This window comes from Actinomadura sp. CNU-125, assembly GCF_001942465.1.
Lineage (GTDB): Bacteria > Actinomycetota > Actinomycetes > Streptosporangiales > Streptosporangiaceae > Spirillospora.
Genome location: NZ_MKJY01000074.1, coordinates 1 through 18,613, shown reverse-complemented (window position 1 = coordinate 18,613; position 18,613 = coordinate 1). Strand labels below are relative to the sequence as shown.

Annotated in this window: 15 protein-coding genes and 1 pseudogene; 9 read left to right on the top strand and 7 right to left on the bottom strand. The window is 74.6% G+C overall.

Annotated elements, in window-relative coordinates:
• Positions 1-216: 216 nt before the first annotated feature.
• The 5 genes and pseudogenes from BJF79_RS10200 (at position 217) to BJF79_RS10180 (ending at position 9,217) form a co-directional block, all read left to right on the top strand.
• Entirely contained in the window at positions 217-3,588 is a 3,372-nt protein-coding gene (locus tag BJF79_RS10200) for a pyruvate carboxylase (protein WP_075896582.1), read from the top strand.
• Positions 3,589-3,886: 298 nt separating this feature from the next.
• A pseudogene (locus tag BJF79_RS10195) lies at positions 3,887-4,789 on the top strand (RNA polymerase sigma factor); the annotation flags it as partial.
• 46 nt (positions 4,790-4,835) lie between these two features.
• Positions 4,836-5,096, top strand: coding sequence for a hypothetical protein (locus tag BJF79_RS10190; RefSeq protein WP_143219827.1), 261 nt, complete (start codon positions 4,836-4,838; stop codon positions 5,094-5,096).
• Positions 5,018-7,855: a hypothetical protein gene (locus BJF79_RS10185; RefSeq protein ID WP_075896576.1), complete on the top strand. Its 2,838-nt coding sequence runs from the start codon at positions 5,018-5,020 to the stop codon at positions 7,853-7,855. Before BJF79_RS10190 ends, BJF79_RS10185 begins: the two co-directional genes overlap by 79 nt.
• 156 nt (positions 7,856-8,011) lie before the next feature.
• Positions 8,012-9,217: a serine hydrolase domain-containing protein gene (locus BJF79_RS10180; RefSeq protein ID WP_075896574.1), complete on the top strand. Its 1,206-nt coding sequence runs from the start codon at positions 8,012-8,014 to the stop codon at positions 9,215-9,217.
• On the opposite strand, the gene BJF79_RS10175 is transcribed toward BJF79_RS10180, so the two are convergent.
• The 3 genes from BJF79_RS10175 to BJF79_RS10165 are packed head-to-tail and all read right to left on the bottom strand — an operon-like array spanning position 9,214 to position 11,829.
• Positions 9,214-10,140, bottom strand: coding sequence for a threonine/serine dehydratase (locus BJF79_RS10175; protein WP_075896572.1), 927 nt, complete (start codon positions 10,138-10,140; stop codon positions 9,214-9,216). The two genes, BJF79_RS10180 and BJF79_RS10175, sit on opposite strands and share 4 nt — an antisense overlap.
• Positions 10,137-11,441: an RNA polymerase sigma factor gene (locus BJF79_RS10170; protein ID WP_075896586.1), complete on the bottom strand. Its 1,305-nt coding sequence runs from the start codon at positions 11,439-11,441 to the stop codon at positions 10,137-10,139. Before BJF79_RS10170 ends, BJF79_RS10175 begins: the two co-directional genes overlap by 4 nt.
• Before the next feature lie 37 nt (positions 11,442-11,478).
• Positions 11,479-11,829 (bottom strand): YciI family protein, encoded by a 351-nt coding sequence (locus tag BJF79_RS10165; RefSeq protein ID WP_075896570.1) that lies wholly within the window; start codon positions 11,827-11,829, stop codon positions 11,479-11,481.
• A gap of 267 nt (positions 11,830-12,096) precedes the next feature.
• Between BJF79_RS10165 and BJF79_RS10160 the strand changes: the two genes are divergently transcribed.
• Positions 12,097-13,014, top strand: a complete 918-nt coding sequence (locus BJF79_RS10160; RefSeq protein ID WP_316043314.1) for a helix-turn-helix transcriptional regulator — start codon at positions 12,097-12,099, stop codon at positions 13,012-13,014.
• Positions 13,015-13,050: 36 nt separating this feature from the next.
• Here BJF79_RS10160 and BJF79_RS10155 read toward each other — a convergent pair whose 3' ends face one another.
• Both BJF79_RS10155 and BJF79_RS10150 read right to left on the bottom strand, forming a co-directional pair.
• Positions 13,051-13,800, bottom strand: a complete 750-nt coding sequence (locus tag BJF79_RS10155; RefSeq protein WP_075896568.1) for an ABC transporter permease — start codon at positions 13,798-13,800, stop codon at positions 13,051-13,053.
• A gap of 15 nt (positions 13,801-13,815) precedes the next feature.
• The gene (locus BJF79_RS10150; RefSeq protein ID WP_075896566.1) at positions 13,816-14,601 is read right to left on the bottom strand and encodes an ABC transporter ATP-binding protein; all 786 of its coding nucleotides are present in this window, start codon (positions 14,599-14,601) and stop codon (positions 13,816-13,818) included.
• Between the two features lie 71 nt (positions 14,602-14,672).
• Between BJF79_RS10150 and BJF79_RS10145 the strand changes: the two genes are divergently transcribed.
• On the top strand, positions 14,673-15,311 hold the full coding sequence (locus tag BJF79_RS10145; protein ID WP_075896564.1) for a TetR/AcrR family transcriptional regulator: 639 nt from the start codon (positions 14,673-14,675) through the stop codon (positions 15,309-15,311).
• On the opposite strand, the gene BJF79_RS10140 is transcribed toward BJF79_RS10145, so the two are convergent.
• Together BJF79_RS10140 and BJF79_RS10135 are read right to left on the bottom strand one after the other, a co-directional pair.
• Positions 15,284-15,850: a dihydrofolate reductase family protein gene (locus tag BJF79_RS10140; protein WP_075896562.1), complete on the bottom strand. Its 567-nt coding sequence runs from the start codon at positions 15,848-15,850 to the stop codon at positions 15,284-15,286. The genes BJF79_RS10145 and BJF79_RS10140 overlap by 28 nt on opposite strands.
• Before the next feature lie 14 nt (positions 15,851-15,864).
• Positions 15,865-16,452, bottom strand: a complete 588-nt coding sequence (locus BJF79_RS10135; protein ID WP_075896560.1) for an NADPH-dependent FMN reductase — start codon at positions 16,450-16,452, stop codon at positions 15,865-15,867.
• 125 nt (positions 16,453-16,577) lie between these two features.
• On the opposite strand from BJF79_RS10135, the gene BJF79_RS65420 reads away from it, so the two are divergent.
• Both BJF79_RS65420 and BJF79_RS65415 read left to right on the top strand, forming a co-directional pair.
• A complete protein-coding gene (locus BJF79_RS65420; protein ID WP_075896558.1) occupies positions 16,578-17,450 on the top strand; it encodes an AfsR/SARP family transcriptional regulator in 873 nt (290 codons plus the stop codon).
• Between the two features lie 585 nt (positions 17,451-18,035).
• Positions 18,036-18,613 (top strand): ATP-binding protein (locus BJF79_RS65415; protein WP_410050066.1); only part of this gene is annotated, 578 nt, incomplete at its 3' end.

Below are 18,613 nucleotides of genomic sequence, written 5' to 3'. Positions count from 1 at the left end.
GGAGCGCCCGTCGCGAAAGGTTTGCAGTTTTTCTACGATCGATCATCTATCGGCTTGTTCGCCGGTGACGATCGGCCGTCCTTTCCGTACACGAGGGTAGATACCAGGAAAATCGGTTCGTCCGCCGGGTTGGCCAGGCGCGTGTCGCGGCTCGAAGTCGAGCCCAGGAGGCCCGTCGGGTGCGGGCGGACGTGCGGCCGACTCCTGGGAGAACACGTGATATCGAAGTTGCTCGTCGCGAACCGGGGCGAGATCGCCGTGCGGGCGTTCCGCGCGGCCTACGAGCTGGGGATCGCCAGCGTCGCGGTGTACGCGCACGAGGACCGGCTCTCGCTGCACCGGCAGAAGGCGGACGAGGCGTACGAGATCGGGGAGCGGGGCCACCCGGTCCGGGCGTACCTGGACGTGGACGGGATCGTGGAGACCGCGCTGCGGGTGGGGGCGGACGCCGTCTACCCGGGGTACGGGTTCCTGTCGGAGAGCCCGGAGCTGGCGGAGGCGTGCGAGCGGAACGGGATCAAGTTCGTCGGGCCGCCGTCGGCGGTGCTGAACCTGGCGGGCAACAAGATCGAGGCGGTCGCGGCGGCGCGGCGGGCCGGGCTGCCGGTGCTGCGGTCGGTGACGCCCGAGGAGGGGCGGGAGCTGGCGGCCGCGGACGAGGTCGGGTTCCCGCTGTTCGTGAAGGCCGCGGCGGGCGGCGGCGGGCGCGGGCTGCGGCGCGTCGACCACCGGGAGGACCTGGAGGCGGCCGTGCAGACGGCGCGCCGGGAGGCGCTGAGCGCGTTCGGGGATCCGACGGTGTTCCTCGAACAGGCCGTCGACCGGCCGCGGCACATCGAGGTGCAGGTGCTCGCCGACGGCGAGGGCCAGACGGTGCACCTGCGCGAGCGCGACTGCTCGGTGCAGCGGCGGCACCAGAAGGTCGTGGAGATCGCGCCCGCGCCCCGGTTGGACGCGCAGGTCGCGGAGCGGCTGTGCCGGGACGCCGTCGCGTTCGCCCGCGAGATCGGGTACCAGAACGCGGGCACGGTGGAGTTCCTCGTGGACGACCGGGGCCGGCACGTGTTCATCGAGATGAACCCGCGCATCCAGGTCGAGCACACGGTGACCGAGGAGGTCACGGGCGTCGACCTGGTGCAGAGCCAGTTGCGGATCGCGGGCGGCGAGTCCCTGCGCGACCTCGGCATCTCGCAGGAGGGCGTGACGGTCTCGGGGTTCGCGGTGCAGTGCCGCATCACGACCGAGGACCCGGCGAACGACTTCCGGCCCGACACCGGGAAGATCTCGGCGTACCGGTCGCCGGGCGGGGCCGGGGTGCGGCTGGACACCGGCACCGCGTACGGGGGCGCCATCGTCAGCCCCCACTTCGACTCCCTGCTGGTGAAGCTGACCTGTAGGGGACGGACGTTCGAGGACGCCGTCGGGCGCGCGCGCAGAGCGGTCGCGGAATTCCGCATCCGCGGTGTCGCGAGCAACATCCCGTTCTTGCAGGCACTGCTGGACGAATCGGACTTCCGTGCGGGCGGCGTCACGACGGCGTACATCGCCGACCACCCGGAGCTGCTGACCGCCCGGTCGAGCGGGGACCGCGCCACGCGGCTCGTCCGGTACCTGGCGGACGTGACGGTGAACAAGCCGCACGGCGAGCAGCCCACGGACCTGGACCCGGCGACGAAGCTGCCGCCGCTGAACATGGACGGTCCGTTCCCGCAGGGTTCGCGCGACCGGCTGCTGTCGATGGGGCCGCGCAAGTTCGCCGAGCAGCTCCGGGCGCAGGACGCGCTGGCCGTCACCGACACGACGTTCCGGGACGCGCACCAGTCGCTCCTCGCGACGCGGGTACGCACGTACGACCTGGTGAACGCCGCGCCTTACCTCGCGCGTATGACGCCTCAGCTGCTGTCCGTGGAGGCTTGGGGCGGGGCCACGTACGACGTCGCACTGCGGTTCCTGGGCGAGTCGCCTTGGGACCGTCTCGCGGCGATCCGGGAAGCCGCCCCGAACCTTTGCATCCAGATGCTCCTGCGTGGGCGCAACACCGTGGGGTACACGCCGTACCCCGATTCGGTGGCGCGCGCGTTCGTCAAGGAGGCGGCGAGCACGGGCGTGGACATCTTCCGCGTGTTCGACGCCCTCAACGACGTCGAGCGGATGCGTCCGGCGATCGACGCGGCGCTCCAGACGCACGCGCTGGTGGAGGGGACGCTCTGCTACACCGGTGACCTGTCGTCCCCGGACGAGCGGCTCTACACGCTCGACTACTACCTGCGCCTCGCGGAGGAGCTGGTGGAGGCGGGCGTCCACATCCTGTGCGTCAAGGACATGGCGGGTCTCCTTAGGGCGCCTGCCGCGCGCACACTGGTCGCGGCCCTGCGCGAGCGGTTCGACCTCCCGGTCCACCTGCACACGCACGACACGGCGGGCGGGCAGATCGGGACGTACGTCGCCGCGATCGAGGCCGGGGTGGACGCCGTGGACGGTGCGGCCGCGCCGCTGTCGGGCACGACGAGCCAGCCGCCGCTGCAGGCGATCGTGGCCGCGACCGACTTCACCGGACGGGCGACGGGCCTCGACCTCGACGCGCTGACGGTCATGGAGCCGTACTGGGAGGCCGTCCGGCGGCTGTACGCGCCGTTCGAGATGGGGCTGCCGTCGCCGACCGGGCGCGTGTACCGGCACGAGATCCCGGGCGGGCAGCTGTCGAACCTGCGGCAGCAGGCGGTGGCGCTCGGCCTCGGCGACCGGTTCGAGGAGGTCGAGCGGTTCTACGAGGCCGCGGACCGCATCCTCGGGCGGCTCGTGAAGGTGACGCCGTCCAGCAAGGTCGTCGGTGACCTGGCGCTGCACCTGGTGGCGGCGGGCGCCGACCCGGACGACTTCTTCGAGAACCCCGACCGGTACGACATCCCCGACAGCGTCATCGGGTTCCTCAACGGAGAACTGGGTGAGCCCGCAGGAGGCTGGCCGGAGCCGTTCCGTACGAAGGCTTTGGCCGGACGCCAGTACACGCCCTCGCGCGCGGAACTGAGCCGGGACGAGGAGAAGGCCCTCGCGGGCGCCCAGGTACGCGAAACACTCGACCGTCTCCTCTTCCCTGGACCGGCCAAGGAGTACCGGGAGTCGCGCGCCGCGTACGGGGACCTGTCCGTACTTCCCACGGGTGCGTTCCTGTACGGCTTGCGCACCGGCCACGAGGTCGCGTTCGACCTCGAACCGGGCGTGCGCGTCCTCGCGGACCTGGAGGCCGTCGGGGAGATCGACGAGGCGGGCGTCCGGCAGGTGATCTGCTCCGTGAACGGGCAGCTCCGCACACTGTCGGTGCGGGACCGGTCCGTCGTTTCGGACGCCCCGCCGGTCGAGCGCGCGGACCCGGACGAACCCGGGCACATCGCCGCCCCGTTCGACGGTTCGGTGACGCTGCGCGCCGCGAAGGGCGACGAGGTCGCGGCGGGCGACGTCGTCGCGACGATCGAGGCGATGAAGATGGAGGCCGCGATCACCGCGCCCGTCGCGGGCACCGTCGCACGCCTCGCCGTCCCCGCGGCGGCGCCCGTCCAGGCCGGTGACCTGCTGATCGTCATCGCCTGATCGGCGCGGGCGGGCGCGGCGTGGCCGGAACCGGCCGCGCCGCGCCCGTTCCCGCGCCCCCGATACGCGCCGCACGGGGTTGGGAAGCGGCGGAGGCGGGTACCCGAAACGGCGTGACCCGTTCCCTCCCGGCCGGACCAGCAAAGGACACCGCCCTGAACGCCAGCCACGCCCCCAGTGCGCGCCCCGCGCCACCACCGCGCCTGGTGCCGCCGCGACGCGCGCCGCCGCACCGCGCGGCCGCTCCGCGTCCAGCGTCGCCGCACCCCGCGGCGCGGGCCCGTACCGTGACCTCGTCGACCCGATGAAGGACTACCTCTCCCGCATCGGCCGCACCGCGCTGCTCACCGCCGAGCAGGAGGTCGATCTGGCCAAGCGCATCGAGGCGGGGCTGTTCGCCCGGCAGCGGCTCGAAACCCCGGGCGGCGCCCTCGACCCCCAGGACCACGAGGACCTCGCGTGGATCGCCGAGGACGGCCGCCGCGCCAAGGAACACATGGTGGAGGCGAACCTCCGCCTCGTCGTGTCGCTGGCCAAGCGGTACGTGGGCCACGGCCTGCCCCTGAACGACCTCGTCCAGGAGGGCAACCTCGGGCTGATCCGCGCCGTCGAGAAGTTCGAGTACCGGCGCGGGCTCAAGTTCTCCACCTACGCCGTCTGGTGGATCAAGCAGGCGATCAGCCGCGCGCTGGCCGACCAGAGCCGCACCATCCGCATCCCCGTGCACGTCGTCGAGGTGATGAACCGGATGACGCGGGTCCGGCGGCGCATGTCGCAGGACCTCGGCCGCGAGCCGACGTCCGCCGAACTGGCCGTCGAGCTGGACGTCACCGTCGAGAAGGTCGAGTGGCTCCGCCGCCACGCCCGCGAACCGCTGTCGCTGCACACCCCGCTCGGCGAGGACGGCGACGGCGAACTCGGCGACGTCATCGAGGACCCCGAGGGCGGCGACCCCGCCGACGCCGTCGCGTCCTCGATGCTGCGCGGCAAGCTCGACGCGGTACTGGAGACGCTCACCGAACGGGAGGCCGGCGTCATCTCGATGCGGTTCGGCCTCGCCGGGGGCGAACCCAAGACGCTGGAGGAGGTCGGCCGCGTCTACGGGGTCACCCGGGAGCGGATCCGGCAGATCGAGTCGAAGGGGATGCACAAGCTGCGGCACCCGTCCCGCCGCGAAACCCTCGCCGACCTGCTGAGCTGAGGAGGCTCCCTCCGCTTTGTCGGTGGGTGCGCCTAGCGTGCACGGCATGACGAGCGTTGCGCACCCACCGGACCCCGCCGAGGCATGGCGCCGGATCGCGCGCCTGATCGACGCGGCGGACGCCGACGGCGTCGCGGAGGCGGTCCTCGCCCTCGACGACGCCGGCCGCCGCGCCGTCGCCGCAGCGCTGCCCGGGCACCTCAAGGCCGCGCGGGCGCGCCGCGACCCATGGGAAGGCCTCGGCGACGCCCGCTGGGCGTCCGCGCGGCGGGCGCCGGGACGCTCGGCGGCGCCGCGTCCTGGCTGAACCGCCGCGACTTCGCCCCCGTGCGGATCGACGAGGCCGACGACCACCGCATCCGGTGGGTCCTCGCCGCGCGCGACGACGAGTGGCGCGCCGACCTCGCGCACCGCCTCGCCCTCCGGCTGCGCGGGCCCCGGTACACCGGCCTCGATCTCGCGCTCGCCCTCCTGGCGGAGACCGGCGCCGAACCGCCCGACCACGACCCGCTCGTCGTCGGCTGGGTGGGAACCGGCCCGCCCCGCCCGAAGGACCCGCTGCTGCCCGTCCTGCTCCCGCGCCGCGTTCGAGGCCGCGGCGTCGGGCGCGCCTGCGCGAGGACCGCTCGTGGCCCCGCACCCTCGCCACGATGGCCGCCCGCGGCGACGTCGACCGCGCCATGCTCCTGGACGGCTGCGTCCGCCGCTTCCTGCGCGGCGGGACCGACGTCGAACTGCGCTTCTTCGTCCGCCTGCACCACCTGCTCACGCACGACGAGCCGTCCGCCCGGCGGCGCGACACGACCGCCCGCGCCCGCGACTACCTCCGGCTGCTCCCGGCCGCGCCCGGCCCCGTCGCGACCCTGGCCTTCGAACTGCTCCGCGAACTGCCCGGCCTGCCCGCGGACCGGCTGGCCGAGGCGCTCGACGGGCTGCTGTTCCGCCCCGAGGCCGGGCTCGTCCGGTCGGGACTGTCGTGGCTCCGCGCGACCGTCCGCGACCGGCCCGACACGGCGGACGACTGCGCGCGCGCCCTCGCCCGCGCGTTCGGGCACGAGTCGTACGCCGTGCAGGAGAAGGCGGTGCGGCTCGCGCTCGCCCTCCCCGCCGGGACGGACGCGCCCCGCTCGCCGACGCCGCCCCGCTCCTCCCGCCCGACCTCGCGCCCAGGTCACGGCCCGCTTCGGCGGCGACTTCGCCGCCGCGGAGCAGACCGACGTCGACCCGGCGCCGGAGGCCCTCGCCCCGGCGGCGGCCCCGGCCCCGGAAGCCCGCGCCCGCCGCGAGCCCGGGCCGCCGCCGGAGCGGATCACGACCCGTCCGCGCTCGGCGGGGGCGCTCGCCGGTTCCGTCCGGGACATCGAGTCGCTCCTGGAGGGCTTCGTGCGGCTGGCCGGCACCGACCCGGACGCCGTCCGCGCGACCGTCGCGCCCGCGCCCCGCCTCGACGACTTTCCCGGGCGGTATCACGGCTGGCGTACCGACTGGGAATTCACCCATCAGTGGATGCGCGCCGCCGCCGGGATGCTGGCCGATCCCGCTTCGGTCCCCGCCGACTGGCGCGACCGGATGGGCTGCGGGTCGGACGGCCCCCTCGGGCGGCTCGAACTCCACCGGGCCGCCGAGATCCTCGGGGCCGTCGAGAGGGGGACCCTGCCCCCGCTGCTGCTGGCGACCCCCACCGCCCCGACCGGCCACGTCGCCCCCGACGTCCTCGCCGACCGCCTGCGGACCCTCGCGGACGCCGGCGTCGAGCCCGGCCCCGCCGACCTCCAGCAGGCCCTGCTCCGGCTGCCGCCCGGCCCGCACCCCGAGGCGTCCAGCCGCGCCGCCGCGATCGATACGCCCGCAGCGCGGACCGCCGCCCGCTGGCTCGCGGCACCGCCCGTCCCGCGCCCGTCCCTGCGGGACAGAGAGGGCGGCGGCCTCCCCGAGACCGTGATCGATCTCGACGGCCTCGACGGCCCCCTGGCCGACCCCGAGCTCGACACGACGTTCCCGTTCCCCGACGACGCCCCGTCCGACGCGGACGAAGTCCCCGGCATCCCGGCCGAGGTATGGGCCCGCGCTCGGCAAGGGGCCACGGGCGGAATGCAGTTCGGGGTCGTCCGCAGGATCCGCTCTTCCTCCGTCCTGCTGGCAGAGCACTACGAGGAAGACGAAGACGCGCCCGGGGGAGCCGTGTCCGGCGCGGGCGATGACGCCGTATCCGGCGCGGGCGATGGTGCCCCGTCCGGTGAGGGCGACGGTGCCGGGCCCCAGGATGCTCGCGGTGCCTGGGAATCGATGGTCGTCCGGCCGGAAGACGTCCCGGCCGAGGGGCGGACGGTGCGGGTGAGCGCGGCCGCGTGGTCGTCCTTCCGGTCGCCGCGGCGCTCGCGGCGCGAGCGGCTCGGGCTGGTCGACGGTGGGCCGACCGGGTTGCCGCTGGTCGACGCCGTCTTCACCGACGTGCCCCAGTACCCCTCGCAGTACGGGGGGCCGGCGGTGTCTTGGTCACGCACGATCCCGTCCCATCCGGAGGTCGCCGCGGCCCACCTGGTGCCGCAATTGCGTGACCACGGCCGATTCATCGGGCGGTGGAACTCGTCGGTGGTCGCGCTCCTCGAACTGGTCCCCGCGAACGGGATGTACGCCGAGCACGTCGCCGAGTTCCTGGCGCACCGGTTCGGGTACCGGGAGCGGCGCCCCGACCAGGTGTTCCTCGACATCTGCGCGCGGGGCGAGCTGCCCGCCGCCGCTGTGGGACGCAACGTCGCCCGGCTCCTCCTCGAAGGGGAAGCGCGCCCGTCCCACGTGACCGACGGGTTGAGGCAGGCGGCGGAGGCGGGGGCGTTCGCCGACGTGTGGCGGGTGCTGGCGGCCGCGCTGCCGATGCTGTGCCCGGAGCCGGGGACGCGTCCCGTCCAGGGTCTTGACCGGCTGTTCGAGCTGGGCGCGCGGACGGCGCGGTGGTGCGGCGCCCGGGGGGCGATCCCCGAGGTCGACGCGCTGGCGGCTCGCACGGGGTCGGCCGCGTACCTGCGGGCGGCGCGCGGCCTGGCCGCGCGGCTCACTGGGCCCTGAGCAGGACGCCGATCTCCTTCGCACGTCGGATGACATACGAAGGGCATCTTCGAAAGGCTCGTTCCCGACGTTGATCAACTTCGGAGGGGGAGAGATGACGGCGACGTTCGGGCGGGCGGGGCGCAGGGCGGCGACGGCCGCGGTCGCGGCGCGGCGGTGCTGGGCGCGGGCCTGCTGCAGGCGCCCGCCGCGGCGGCGGACGGGCTCGACCGCGAGGAGCTTCGGGCCGGTCTCGACGGCGTTCACGAGGCGGGGATGTACGGGGTGTTCTCGCAGGTGCGGGACGGTCGCGCCGAGTGGGACGGCGCGGCCGGGGACGCGGACGTGCGGACGGGACGGCCCGTGCGGGCGCACATGCGGCAGCGGGTGGGGAGCATCACGAAGACGTTCGTCGCGACCGCGATCCTGCAGCAGTTCGAGGCGGGGCGGATCGACCTGGACGCGCCGGTCGGCCGGTACCTGCCGGACGTCGTGCCGGGGGAGCGCGGCGAGCGCGTCACGGTCCGGATGCTGCTGAACCACACGAGCGGGATCGGCGACTACGTCCCGGCGGCGTTCCCGTCGTTCGGGAAGCTGTCGCCGGAGAGCCTCGACGAGCACCGGTTCCGCGAGGTCGCGCCGGAGCGGCTCGTCCGGTGGGGCCTGGAGGCTCCGGCGACGAACGAGCCCGGTGAGCGCGTGTCGTACTCGAACACCAACTACGTCATCGCGGGGCTGCTCCTGGAGAAGGTGACCGGGCAGGACGCCGTCGGCTACATCACCCGGCACGTCATCCGGAAGGCGGGGCTGCGGCACACGTCGTTCCCGGAGCGGCCCCGGATCCGCGGGGCGCACCCGAAGATGTACGAGTCGCTGTACCAGCACATCGATCCGCCGCGCGACTACAGCGTCTACAACATGAGCTGGGTGTGGACGGCGGGCGCGGTGGTGTCCACGATGGACGACCTGAACACCTTCTACCGGAAGCTGCTGACCGGCGAGCTGATCGGTGCGGAGGCGCTCGCGGAGATGAAGGACACCCGTCCGTGGACGGACCCGGCCGGGAACCTCATCGCGAACTACGGTCTCGGCCTGTACTCGATGGACCTGCCGTGCGGGACGTTCTGGGGCCACGACGGCGCGGTGTTCGGTGCGGGCACGCAGTCGCTGTCCACGCCGGACGGTGAGCGGCAGGTGTCGGTGGCGATGAACCTCATGAAGTACCAGAAGATCGAGAACGGCGCGATCGTGCCGCATCCGATCGACTACGCGATGCCGGGGTTCCTGCTGGAGGCCGCCTGCGGCGACGTGCCGACGGCGAAGTCGTCGGGCGGGTCGGCGGGCGGCCTCCGGGCGATGCCGCTGCAGTCGCTCGTCCCCTAGAGGTCCGACGGGTCGGTGTTGGCGCCGCACAGGACGACCGCGACCCGTTCGTCCGGTGCCGGACGGTACGCGCCGGTGCGGAGCGCGGCGACGGCGGCGGCGGTGCCGTGTTCGACGACGATGCGGTACTCGTCCCAGATCGCGCGGCGGGCTTCGACGATCGCGTCGTCGCTCACCAGGACGGGACGGACGCCGGTGCGGGACGCCACGGCGTGGGCGATGCCGCCGAGGCGGGTGGCGCCGAGCGAGTCGGCGGCGACGCCCGAGACGTCCACGTCGACGGGCCGTCCGGCGGCCATGGCACGTTCCAGCGTCGGGATGGTCTCGGGTTCGACGCCGACGACGCGGGCGCGGCCTTCGAGCGCGGCGGCGACACCGGCCAGCAGGCCGCCGCCGCCGACGGCCAGCAGCACGGTGTCGATCTCGGCGCCGTCGAGGAGTTCGAGGCCGAGGGTGCCCTGCCCGGCGCACACGTCGGGCAGGTCGTAGGCGTGGCAGAACAGGGCGCCGGTGTCGGCGGCGCGCTTGTGCGCGGCTTCGGCGGCCTGCGCGTACCGGGCGCCGACCTGGACGACCGTCGCGCCGAGCGCCCGCAGCCGGTCGACCTTCACCCGCGGGGCGGTCTCCGGGACGTACACCTCGGCGGGCACGCCCGCCTGCGCCGCCGCGTACGCGAACGCGAGGCCCGCGTTGCCGCCGGACGCCGCGACGACGCCCGTCTCGGGCAGCCGTCCGTCGGCGCGCGCGGCCAGGATGTGGTTGAACGCGCCGCGTGCCTTGAACGACCCGGTGTGCTGGGTGTACTCCAGTTTCAGCCACATGCGCCCGGCCGGGACGAGCGGTTCGATCTCCAGCAGCGGCGTGGTGCGGACGCGTCCCGCGATGCGCGCGGCGGCGGCCTCGACGTCCGGTCGGGCGATCATCGGGGTTCCTCTCTGTCGGACACGTCCCCATGCATACCAGCGGCGCGGTCGAGGAGCGCGCGGCGTTCGGGGGCGTTGCGGGTGAGCCCGGCGGCGCGTTCGAACTCGGCGCGGGCGTCGGCGGTGCGGCCGAGCCGGGCGAGGAGGTCGCCGCGGACGCTCGGCGGCAGGTGGTTGCCGCGCAGCGCGGGGTCGTCGGCGATGGCGTCGAGGAGGGCGAGGCCCCGTTCGGGCCCGTCCGCCATCCCGACCGCGACGGCCCGGTTCACCTCCACGATCGGGGACGGCGCGACGCCCGCGAGGACCTCGTACAGTGCGGCGATCTGCGTCCAGTCGGTCTCGGCGGCGCTGCGGGCGCGCGCGTGGCAGGCGGCGATCGCGGCCTGCAGGACGTACGGGCCGGGCGGCCCGCCGAGTTCCTTCGCGCGCAGCAGGGCGGCGAAGCCGCGCCGGACGAGCAGCAGGTCCCACTTGCCGCGGTTCTGTTCGGCCAGCGGGACGGGCTCGCCGGACGGCCCGGTGCGGGCCCGCGACCGGGACGCCTGGATCTCCATGAGCGCGACGAGCCCGTGCACCTCCGCCTCGCCGGGGGCGAGCCCGGCGAGGACGCGGCCGAGGCGGAGCGCCTCCTGGCACAGGTCGGTGCGCACCCAGTCGTCCCCGGCGGTCGCCGCGTACCCCTCGTTGAAGATCAGGTACAGGACTTCGAGGACGGACGACAGCCGCGCCGCCCGGTCGGGACCCTCGGGGACCTCGAACGGCACCCCGGCGTCCGCGAGCGTCCGTTTCGCCCGGACGATCCGTTGCGCGACGGTCGCCTCGCCGACCAGGAACGCGTGCGCGATCTCGTCGGTGGTCAGGCCGCCGAGCATGCGGAGGGTGAGGGCGACGCGGGCCTTGGCGGGCAGGACGGGATGGCAGGCGGTGAAGATCAGCCGCAGGACGTCGTCCTCGATGCGTTCGGGGTCCTCGGCGGCGGCGAACTCGGGCGGCGGGTCCAGGGCTTCGGCTTCCTGCCGGTGCCCGATCTCCTCCAGTTTCCCTTCGAGGCGCTGCGCCCGGCGGATGCGGTCGATGGCGCGGCGCTTGCCGACGGCCATGAGCCAGGCGCCCGGGTTGTCCGGGACGCCCGACTCCGGCCACTGTGCGAGGGCCGCGACGAGCGCGTCCTGCGCGAGGTCCTCGGCGAGTCCGATGTCGTGCACCATGCGGGCGAGGCCCGCGATGATCCGCGCGGACTCCAGCCGCCAGACCGCGTCGATGCGGGCGTGCACGCGGCGTCCGCCGTCGGAGGTCGTCACGCCGCCGATGACAGCACCCGCGCCGCCGCCGCGCAAGTCAGCCGGGGATGTCCTCGGGGCCGAACACCTGCTGGATGACGCCCTGCCCGTCCCCGGCGATCTTCCAGAACCGCTTGGACAGCTCGATGGCCTCCTCGCGGCTGCGGACCTCGATCAGCGCGAATCCGACCACGGCCTCCTTGGCCTCGCTGAACGGGCCGTCGGTGACGGTGATGTCGCCGTCGGACACCGAGATCCGGGTGCCGCCCGGTTCGAGGCCGCCGGTGGCCAGCAGGACGCCGGACTTCGTCAGCTCCTCGATGAACGCGCCCATCTCCGCCATCATCGTCTCGTCCGGCGGCCCGGCCTGGGTCGAGCCGTCGTCGGTGGTCATCAGCAGGAAGCGCATCGTCGTCTCCTTCGTGCGGCCCGGGTCCCTCCCGGGCCTTCACTGACGCGTCGAAGAGGGGGCGGCCGGATCGACGGCCCGGCCGATTTTTCTTCGAGAAATTCTCAGGAATCGCATCATCCCAGGTCAAGGTGTCGCCGGGTACCCGAAACGGCGGTGTCGGCCGCGGCGGTCACCCGTGCGGCGGCTCCCGGACATTGGGCAAAGCCACCGGCTGCGGGTAACTTTTCTCCGTCGGCACGATCCGCGCGTCCGAGGAGGCGCCCCGTGGGAGAACCACCGCGTGCAACCGGCGCGGCGTCGTCCGCGTCCGGCGGCCTGCCCGTCCGGGGAAGCGAGCTCGCGGGCCCGACCGTACTGCGGATGCTGGTCGGCGCGCAGCTCCGCCGGCACCGCGAGAACGCGGGCATCTCCACCGAGGCGGCCGGTTACGAGATCCGGGGCTCCCACTCCAAGATCAGCCGGATGGAGCTGGGCCGCGTCGGATTCAAGGAACGCGACGTCGTCGACCTGCTGACCCTCTACGGCGTGCACGACCCGGGCGTCCGCGAGCCGCTGCTCGCCCTCGCCGAGCACGCCAACCAGCCCGGCTGGTGGCAGCGGTACGGGGACGTCGTGCCGGGCTGGTTCGAGCCGTATCTCGGTCTCGAACAGGGCGCCGTGCTGATCCGCCTGTACGAGGTGCAGGCGATCCCCGAGCTGCTGCAGACCGAGGACTACGCGCGCGCCCTGCTGCGGGCACGGCTTCCCGACGTCCCGCAGGAGGAGATCGACAAGCTGGTCGAGCTGCGGATGGAGCGCCGCCGCGTCTTCGACCGTCCCGATCCGCTCAAGCTGTGGGCGGTGATCGACGAGGCGGCGCTGCGGCGCGCGGTCGGCGGCCCGCGGGTGATGCGCGACCAGCTCCGGCACCTCATCGGCCTGGCGCGGCGGACGAACGTCACGGTGCAGGTGCTGCCGTTCGCCGCCGGGGGCCACGCCGCCGAGGGCGGCCCGGTGACCCTGCTGCGCTTCGCCGAGCCCGAACTGCCCGACGTCGTCTACCTCGAACAGCTCACCGGCGCCGTCTACCCGGACCGTCCGTCGGAGATCGCCCGCTACCAGGACGCCCTGAACCGCCTCGGCGTCCAGGCCGAACCCCCGACCCGCACCCCGGACGTCCTCCAGGCCATCCTCGACGAGTGACCCGGGGGCCGGACGGCCGGACGGACGGTCGCCCGGTCAGCCGCGGCGGAACAGGCGGGCTCCGGCGGCGAACGCCAGCGCGGCGAACCCGAGCGTGACGGCGGCGCCCACCGCGACCGTCCCGCCGCCGTAGTTCCCGAGGTACGCCTGCCGCACCGCGTCGACCGTGTACCGGAACGGGACGGCGCGGGAGGCCCCGTCGAGCCACCCGGGCGCGAGCGACATGGGCAGCAGCAGCCCGGACACGAGCATCAGCGGCATCACCGCCGTGTTCGCGACGGCCGCGAACTCCGGCGGCGTCCGCACGTTCATCGCCAGCCCGTACGACAGCGCGGACAGGGCGCCCGCGAGGACGGCGACGAAGACGAGCCCGAGCACGATCCCGGCGACCGGGGCGCGCAGCCCGAACGCCACCCCGAGCAGCACCAGCAGCGCCGACTGGGCGACGAGCTGGACGACGTCGCGCAGCGTGCGGCCGAGCAGCAGCGCGGCGGGGCTCACCGGGGTGGCGCGCATCCGGTCGAGCACCCCGGAGTTCTTCTCGATGATGAGGCCGAGCCCGACGAAGGAGCCGCCGAGCAGCGCGAGCTGCACCAGCAGGCCGGGGACGAGCGCCTGCCAGGACGAGCCGTCCACGCCGAGGGGCAGGCGGGTGAGCAGCGGGCCGAAGAGGGCCAGGAACAGCAGGGGCTGCAGCATGCCGAAGAACAGGTTCGTCTTCGAGCGCAGCGTGGCGCGCATGTAGCGGCCGAAGACGACGCCGGTGTCGGCGAGGAAGAGGCGCATGGTTTCCGGTTCCGTTCAGATCGCGACGGGGGCGTGCTCGCCGGACGGGCGCCGCCCGGTGATCGCGAGGAAGGCGTCCTGCAGGCTCGCGGCCGGGTCTCCGGCGTGCCGCGTCTTGAGGTCGGCGGGGGAGCCTTCGGCGACGACCGTCCCGGCGTCGACGACGACGACCCGGTCGGCGAGCGCGTCCGCCTCGTCCAGGTAGTGGGTGGTGAGGACGACCGTGGTGCCGTGCTCGGCGCGGATCCGGCGGATCAGGTCCCACAGCTCGGCGCGGCTGCCGGGGTCGAGGCCGGTGGTGGGTTCGTCCAGGAACAGCACCTCGGGCCGGTCGACCAGGCCGAGCGCGATCTCCAGGCGGCGCCGCTGCCCGCCGGACAGCGCGGCGGTCGGCCGCTCCAGCAGGCCGGTGAGGCCGAGGTCGGACGCCAGTTCGGCGGCGCGGTCGCGGGCGTCCGGGCGGGACAGCCGGTGCAGGCGGCCCTGCGTGACCAGCTCCTCCCGCACCGGGCAGGCGGGGTCGAGGCCGCCCGCCTGCGCGACGTACCCGATGCGGCGGCGGACGCCCGCCGGGTCGCGGCGCAGGTCGCGTCCGGCGATCACGGCGTCGCCGCCGGTCGGGGGGAGCAGCGTGGCGAGCATGCGCAGGGTCGTGGTTTTTCCCGCTCCGTTCGGCCCCAGGAAGCCGAGGATCTCGCCGCGCTCGGCCGTCAGGTCGATGCCGCGCACGGCATGGACCGGGCCGGACTTGAGGGCGAACGTCCGGGTGAGGCCCCGGACGTCGATGGCTGGCGTGGACATGGCCGCATAAAACCACAGTGCACTCCAAACTTGCAATCGACTTAAAGTTTGGGGCGCGTTAGAGTGACGGCATGGCTGAGGGGCTGCGGGAGCGCAAGAAGCGGGAGACGCGCAGGAGGATCGCGGACGCGGCGGTCGGCCTGTTCGTGGCGCGCGGGTTCGACGACGTGACGATCGCCGAGGTCGCGGAGGCCGCGGACGTCTCGGTCAACACCGTCTACAACTACTTCGAGGCCAAGGAGGACCTCGTCCTGCCGCCCCACCAGGGACGGCGGCTCGCCGACATCGTCGCGGCCCGCGAGCCGGGCGAGGCGGCCGCGGCGGCCGTCCTGCGGCGCCTTCGCGAGGAGGTGCGGCGGCGCGACCCCGCGCTCGGCCTCACGCCCGGCTTCGGCGGCTTCTACGCGATGATGCGCGCCGCCCCCACCCTGCTCGCCCGGCTCGACGACATCGCCGTCCGGATGGAGGCCGACCTCGCCGGGCTGCTCGCCGCGGAGACCGGCGCGGCACCGGACGATCCGGTGCCGGGGCTCGTCGCGGGCCAGATCGGCTGGCTGCACGCGCGGGTCCTGATGGAGGCCGGGAAGCGCACCGAGGCCGAGCAGGACCTCGACGCCATGGCCGCGGCCCTGCTCGACCTGCTGGACGCGATCGAGGGCCTGCTCGGCCCGCGCGTCCTCGGCTACGCCGCCCGTCCGGCCGGACGGTAGACCGCGACGATGACGCCGGTCTCGAACGTCCGGGTGCCGGCCAGCTCGAACGACGCGCCCATCCCGTCGCGGCTCAGCAGCTCGGACGTGTCGCCGGGGCCCACGATCACCGGGTGGATCCACAGGTGCAGCTCGTCCAGGAGGCCGTGCTCGATGAGCGTGCGGGAGACGGCGCCGAAGCCGTACTGCAGGATGTTCTGCCCGTCCTGTTCCTTCAGCTCGGCGAGCTTCGCGGCGGCGTCGGCCCGCTTGATGATCGTGCTGTCGCCCCACTCGGCCTTCTCCAGCGAGTCGGACACGACGTAGTGCGGGAGCGTGTTCATCCGGACGCCGAAGTCGCCGGTCTGCTCCTCCATGGCCGGCCACGTCTCGGCGAACGCGTCGTAGGTGGCGCGGCCCGACAGCAGGGCGTCGGAGGAGAAGAGGAGCTCGCGGTTGTACGCGGCGGCCTCGTCCCCGAAGAACGGCCCGGTCCAGACCTGCGGGTCCTCGATGACGCCGTCGAGCGTGACGTACGTGGAACTGATGATCTTGCGCATGGTTTCCTCCGGGTTCAGCCGTACGGGTGGGCGGTGCGTGCGTCGCGGAGGGCGCGGGCCCACCACGAGAGACGGTCCAGGGTCGTGCTCACGGTCGTGTCGCATTCGGCGCCGGGCTTGGGCCACGACCCGTCGGCGGCGAAGTCCCGCCAGTAGCAGGGCAGTGCGACGCCGTCCCGGATCGGGACGGCCTCCAGCTCGGTGAACACCTCGCGGAGCTGCGCGGCCGCCTGCGCGCCGCCCGATTCGCGGCCGTAGGAGACGACGGCGACGGGCTTGGCCCGCCACTCGTCGTAGAACCAGTCGATCGCGGTCTTGAGCGCCCCCGGGTAGCCCCGGTTGTACTCGGGCGTCACGACCGCGAACGCGTCCGCCGCGCGGAGCCTGCGGCCGAGCGCCGCGACGGGCGGCGCGGCGGGTTCGTCCTCGTCCGGCAGCGTCTGCGGGAGCGCGGCGGCGGCGAGGTCGACGACGTCGACGTCCAGGTCCGGACGCCTGCGCGCCCGCCCCGCGAACCACTCCGCCACGGTCGGGCCGAACCGCCCGCGCCGCGTGCTGCCGATGATCACCGCCAGCCGCAGCCGCGCGCCGTCCGTTCCCATGCCCACCGTGTGCCTCCCCGTTCCGGTCGGATCCACTGTGCGGCAGATGGTTTACGGGATCCTTACGGTCGAGCGTTTCGCCGGATACGCCCCAGGTCGGACCGGGGCTCGCCTAGGGTTTTCGCATGCGATTCGGGGTGCTCGGCGCGCTCGCGGTGTGGACGGACGGCGGCGGGCTCGTCCCCGTGCCCGGCATCAAGGTGCGGGCGCTCCTCGCGGACCTGCTCGTCCACGAGGGACGGCCCGTCCCCGCCGACCGGCTGATCGACGACCTGTGGGGCGAGGCGCTCCCCGGGAACCCGGCGGGCGCGCTGTCGGCGAAGGTGTCGCAGCTGCGGCGGGTGCTGGAGGACGCCGAACCGGGCGCCCGGGCGCTCGTGGAGTCGCGTCCCGCCGGGTACCTGCTGGCCGCCGAGGCCGGACGGGTGGACGCGCGGCGCTTCGAGTCCCTCGTGGACGGTGCGCGCGCGGCGGCGGACCCGAAGGCGCGGGCGGACCTGCTCGGCGAGGCCCTCGGCACGTGGCGCGGCGCGGCGTTCGCCGATTTCGCGGACGAACCGTTCGCCCGTCCGGCGGCCGCGCGACTGGAGGAGCTGCGGCTGACCGCGCTGGAGGAGCACGCGGAGGTGCGGCTGGAGCTGGGCGAGCACGGGGCGCTGGCCGGGGAGCTCGCCGCCGCGGTGGCCGCGCATCCGCTGCGGGAGCGGCTGCGCGCGGCGCACATGCGGGCCCTGTACCGGGCGGGACGGCAGCACGAGGCGCTGGCCGGTTTCGACCGGTTCCGGACGCTGCTCGCCGACGAACTCGGCCTCGACCCCGGCGTCGAGCTGACCGGCCTGCACGGCGCGATCCTGCGGCGGGACCCCGTCCTGGACGTCCCGGTCCGGCCCGCGCCGCCGCGCTCGAACCTGCCGGTCCCGCCGACCGGGCTGATCGGACGGGACGCGCGGTCGCCGACGTCCGCGCCCGGCTCGGCACCGACCGGCTGGTCACCCTGACCGGACCGGGCGGCGTCGGGAAGACGCGCCTGGCCGTGGAGATCGCCGCCGGGCTCGCGGACGGGTTCGCCGACGGGGCGTGGCTGGTGGCGCTGGCGGCGCTCGACCGGGCCGCGGGCGCGGACCCGGCCGACGTCGCGGCGGCCGTGTTCGACGTCCGGGACGCGCCGGGCGGCCCCGGCGCGCCCGCCGACCGGCTCGCCGCGGCGCTCGCCGGACGCACTGCTGCTCGTCCTCGACAACTGCGAGCACGTCGTCGAGCAGGCCACCGAGCTGGCCGAACGGCTGCTGCGCCGGGTGCCGGGGCTGCGGGTGCTGGCGACGAGCCGGGAGCTCTCGGCACGCCCGGCGAGGTGGTGTGGGCGGTGCCGCCGCTGGACGTGCCCGCCCGGGACACGCCCGCGACCCGGCCGCGCTCGCCCGGCTCGAGCGCGGTGCGGCTGTTCGCGGAGCGCGCGGAGGCGGCGGCGTGCGGGTTCCGGCTGGACGACGACACGGCCGCGGCCGTCGCGGTGCTGTGCCGGCGGCTCGACGGGATCCGCTGGCGCTCGAACTCGCGGCGACGCGCGTCCCGGACGGCTGGGGGTGCGGGGGCTGGTGGACCGGCTGGACGACCGGTTCCGGCTGCTGGCGACGGGCCATCGCGGCGCGCCGCCCCGGCAGCGCACCCTCACCGCGATGATCGACTGGAGCTGGGAGCTGCTGGCCGAGCCGGAGCGGGCGGTGCTGCGGCGGCTGTCGGTGCACGCCGACGGCTGCGCGGTGGCCGCGGCGGAGGCGGTGTGCGCGGGCGCGGACGTCCCGGCGGACGAGGTCCTCGACCTGCTGGTGCGGCTCGTCGACCGGTCGCTGGTCGTGCTGGCGGAGCGGCCCGGGGAGGAGCCCCGGTACCGGCTGCTGGAGTCGGTGGCCGCCTACGGGGCCGACCGGCTGCGCGACGCGGGCGAGCACGCGCGCGTCCGGTCCCGGCACGGCGAGTACTACGCCGAGCTGGCCGAACGCGCCGACCTGCGGGGTCCGGGGCAGGCGGCCTGGCTGCGGACGCTCGACGCGGAGACCGCGAACCTGCGCGCGGCGTTCGACGCGGCCGTCGCGGACGGCGCCTGCGACCGGGCGCTGCGGCTGGCCGGGGCGCTCGCGTGGTACTGGTTCCTGCGCGGCCG

What these genes read in the sequence shown, in the direction of transcription:
- BJF79_RS10145 (WP_075896564.1), top strand. Translation starts at nt 14,673, where the DNA reads ATGGCTGAGGGGCTGCGGGAGCGCAAGAAGCGGGAGACGCGCAGGAGG.
- BJF79_RS10135 (WP_075896560.1), bottom strand. Translation starts at nt 16,452, where the DNA reads ATGGGAACGGACGGCGCGCGGCTGCGGCTGGCGGTGATCATCGGCAGC.
- BJF79_RS10190 (WP_143219827.1), top strand. Translation starts at nt 4,836, where the DNA reads ATGACGAGCGTTGCGCACCCACCGGACCCCGCCGAGGCATGGCGCCGG.
- BJF79_RS65420 (WP_075896558.1), top strand. Translation starts at nt 16,578, where the DNA reads ATGCGATTCGGGGTGCTCGGCGCGCTCGCGGTGTGGACGGACGGCGGC.
- BJF79_RS10165 (WP_075896570.1), bottom strand. Translation starts at nt 11,829, where the DNA reads ATGCGCTTCCTGCTGATGACCACCGACGACGGCTCGACCCAGGCCGGG.
- BJF79_RS10140 (WP_075896562.1), bottom strand. Translation starts at nt 15,850, where the DNA reads ATGCGCAAGATCATCAGTTCCACGTACGTCACGCTCGACGGCGTCATC.
- BJF79_RS10155 (WP_075896568.1), bottom strand. Translation starts at nt 13,800, where the DNA reads ATGCGCCTCTTCCTCGCCGACACCGGCGTCGTCTTCGGCCGCTACATG.
- BJF79_RS10185 (WP_075896576.1), top strand. Translation starts at nt 5,018, where the DNA reads ATGGGAAGGCCTCGGCGACGCCCGCTGGGCGTCCGCGCGGCGGGCGCC.
- BJF79_RS10175 (WP_075896572.1), bottom strand. Translation starts at nt 10,140, where the DNA reads ATGATCGCCCGACCGGACGTCGAGGCCGCCGCCGCGCGCATCGCGGGA.
- BJF79_RS10150 (WP_075896566.1), bottom strand. Translation starts at nt 14,601, where the DNA reads ATGTCCACGCCAGCCATCGACGTCCGGGGCCTCACCCGGACGTTCGCC.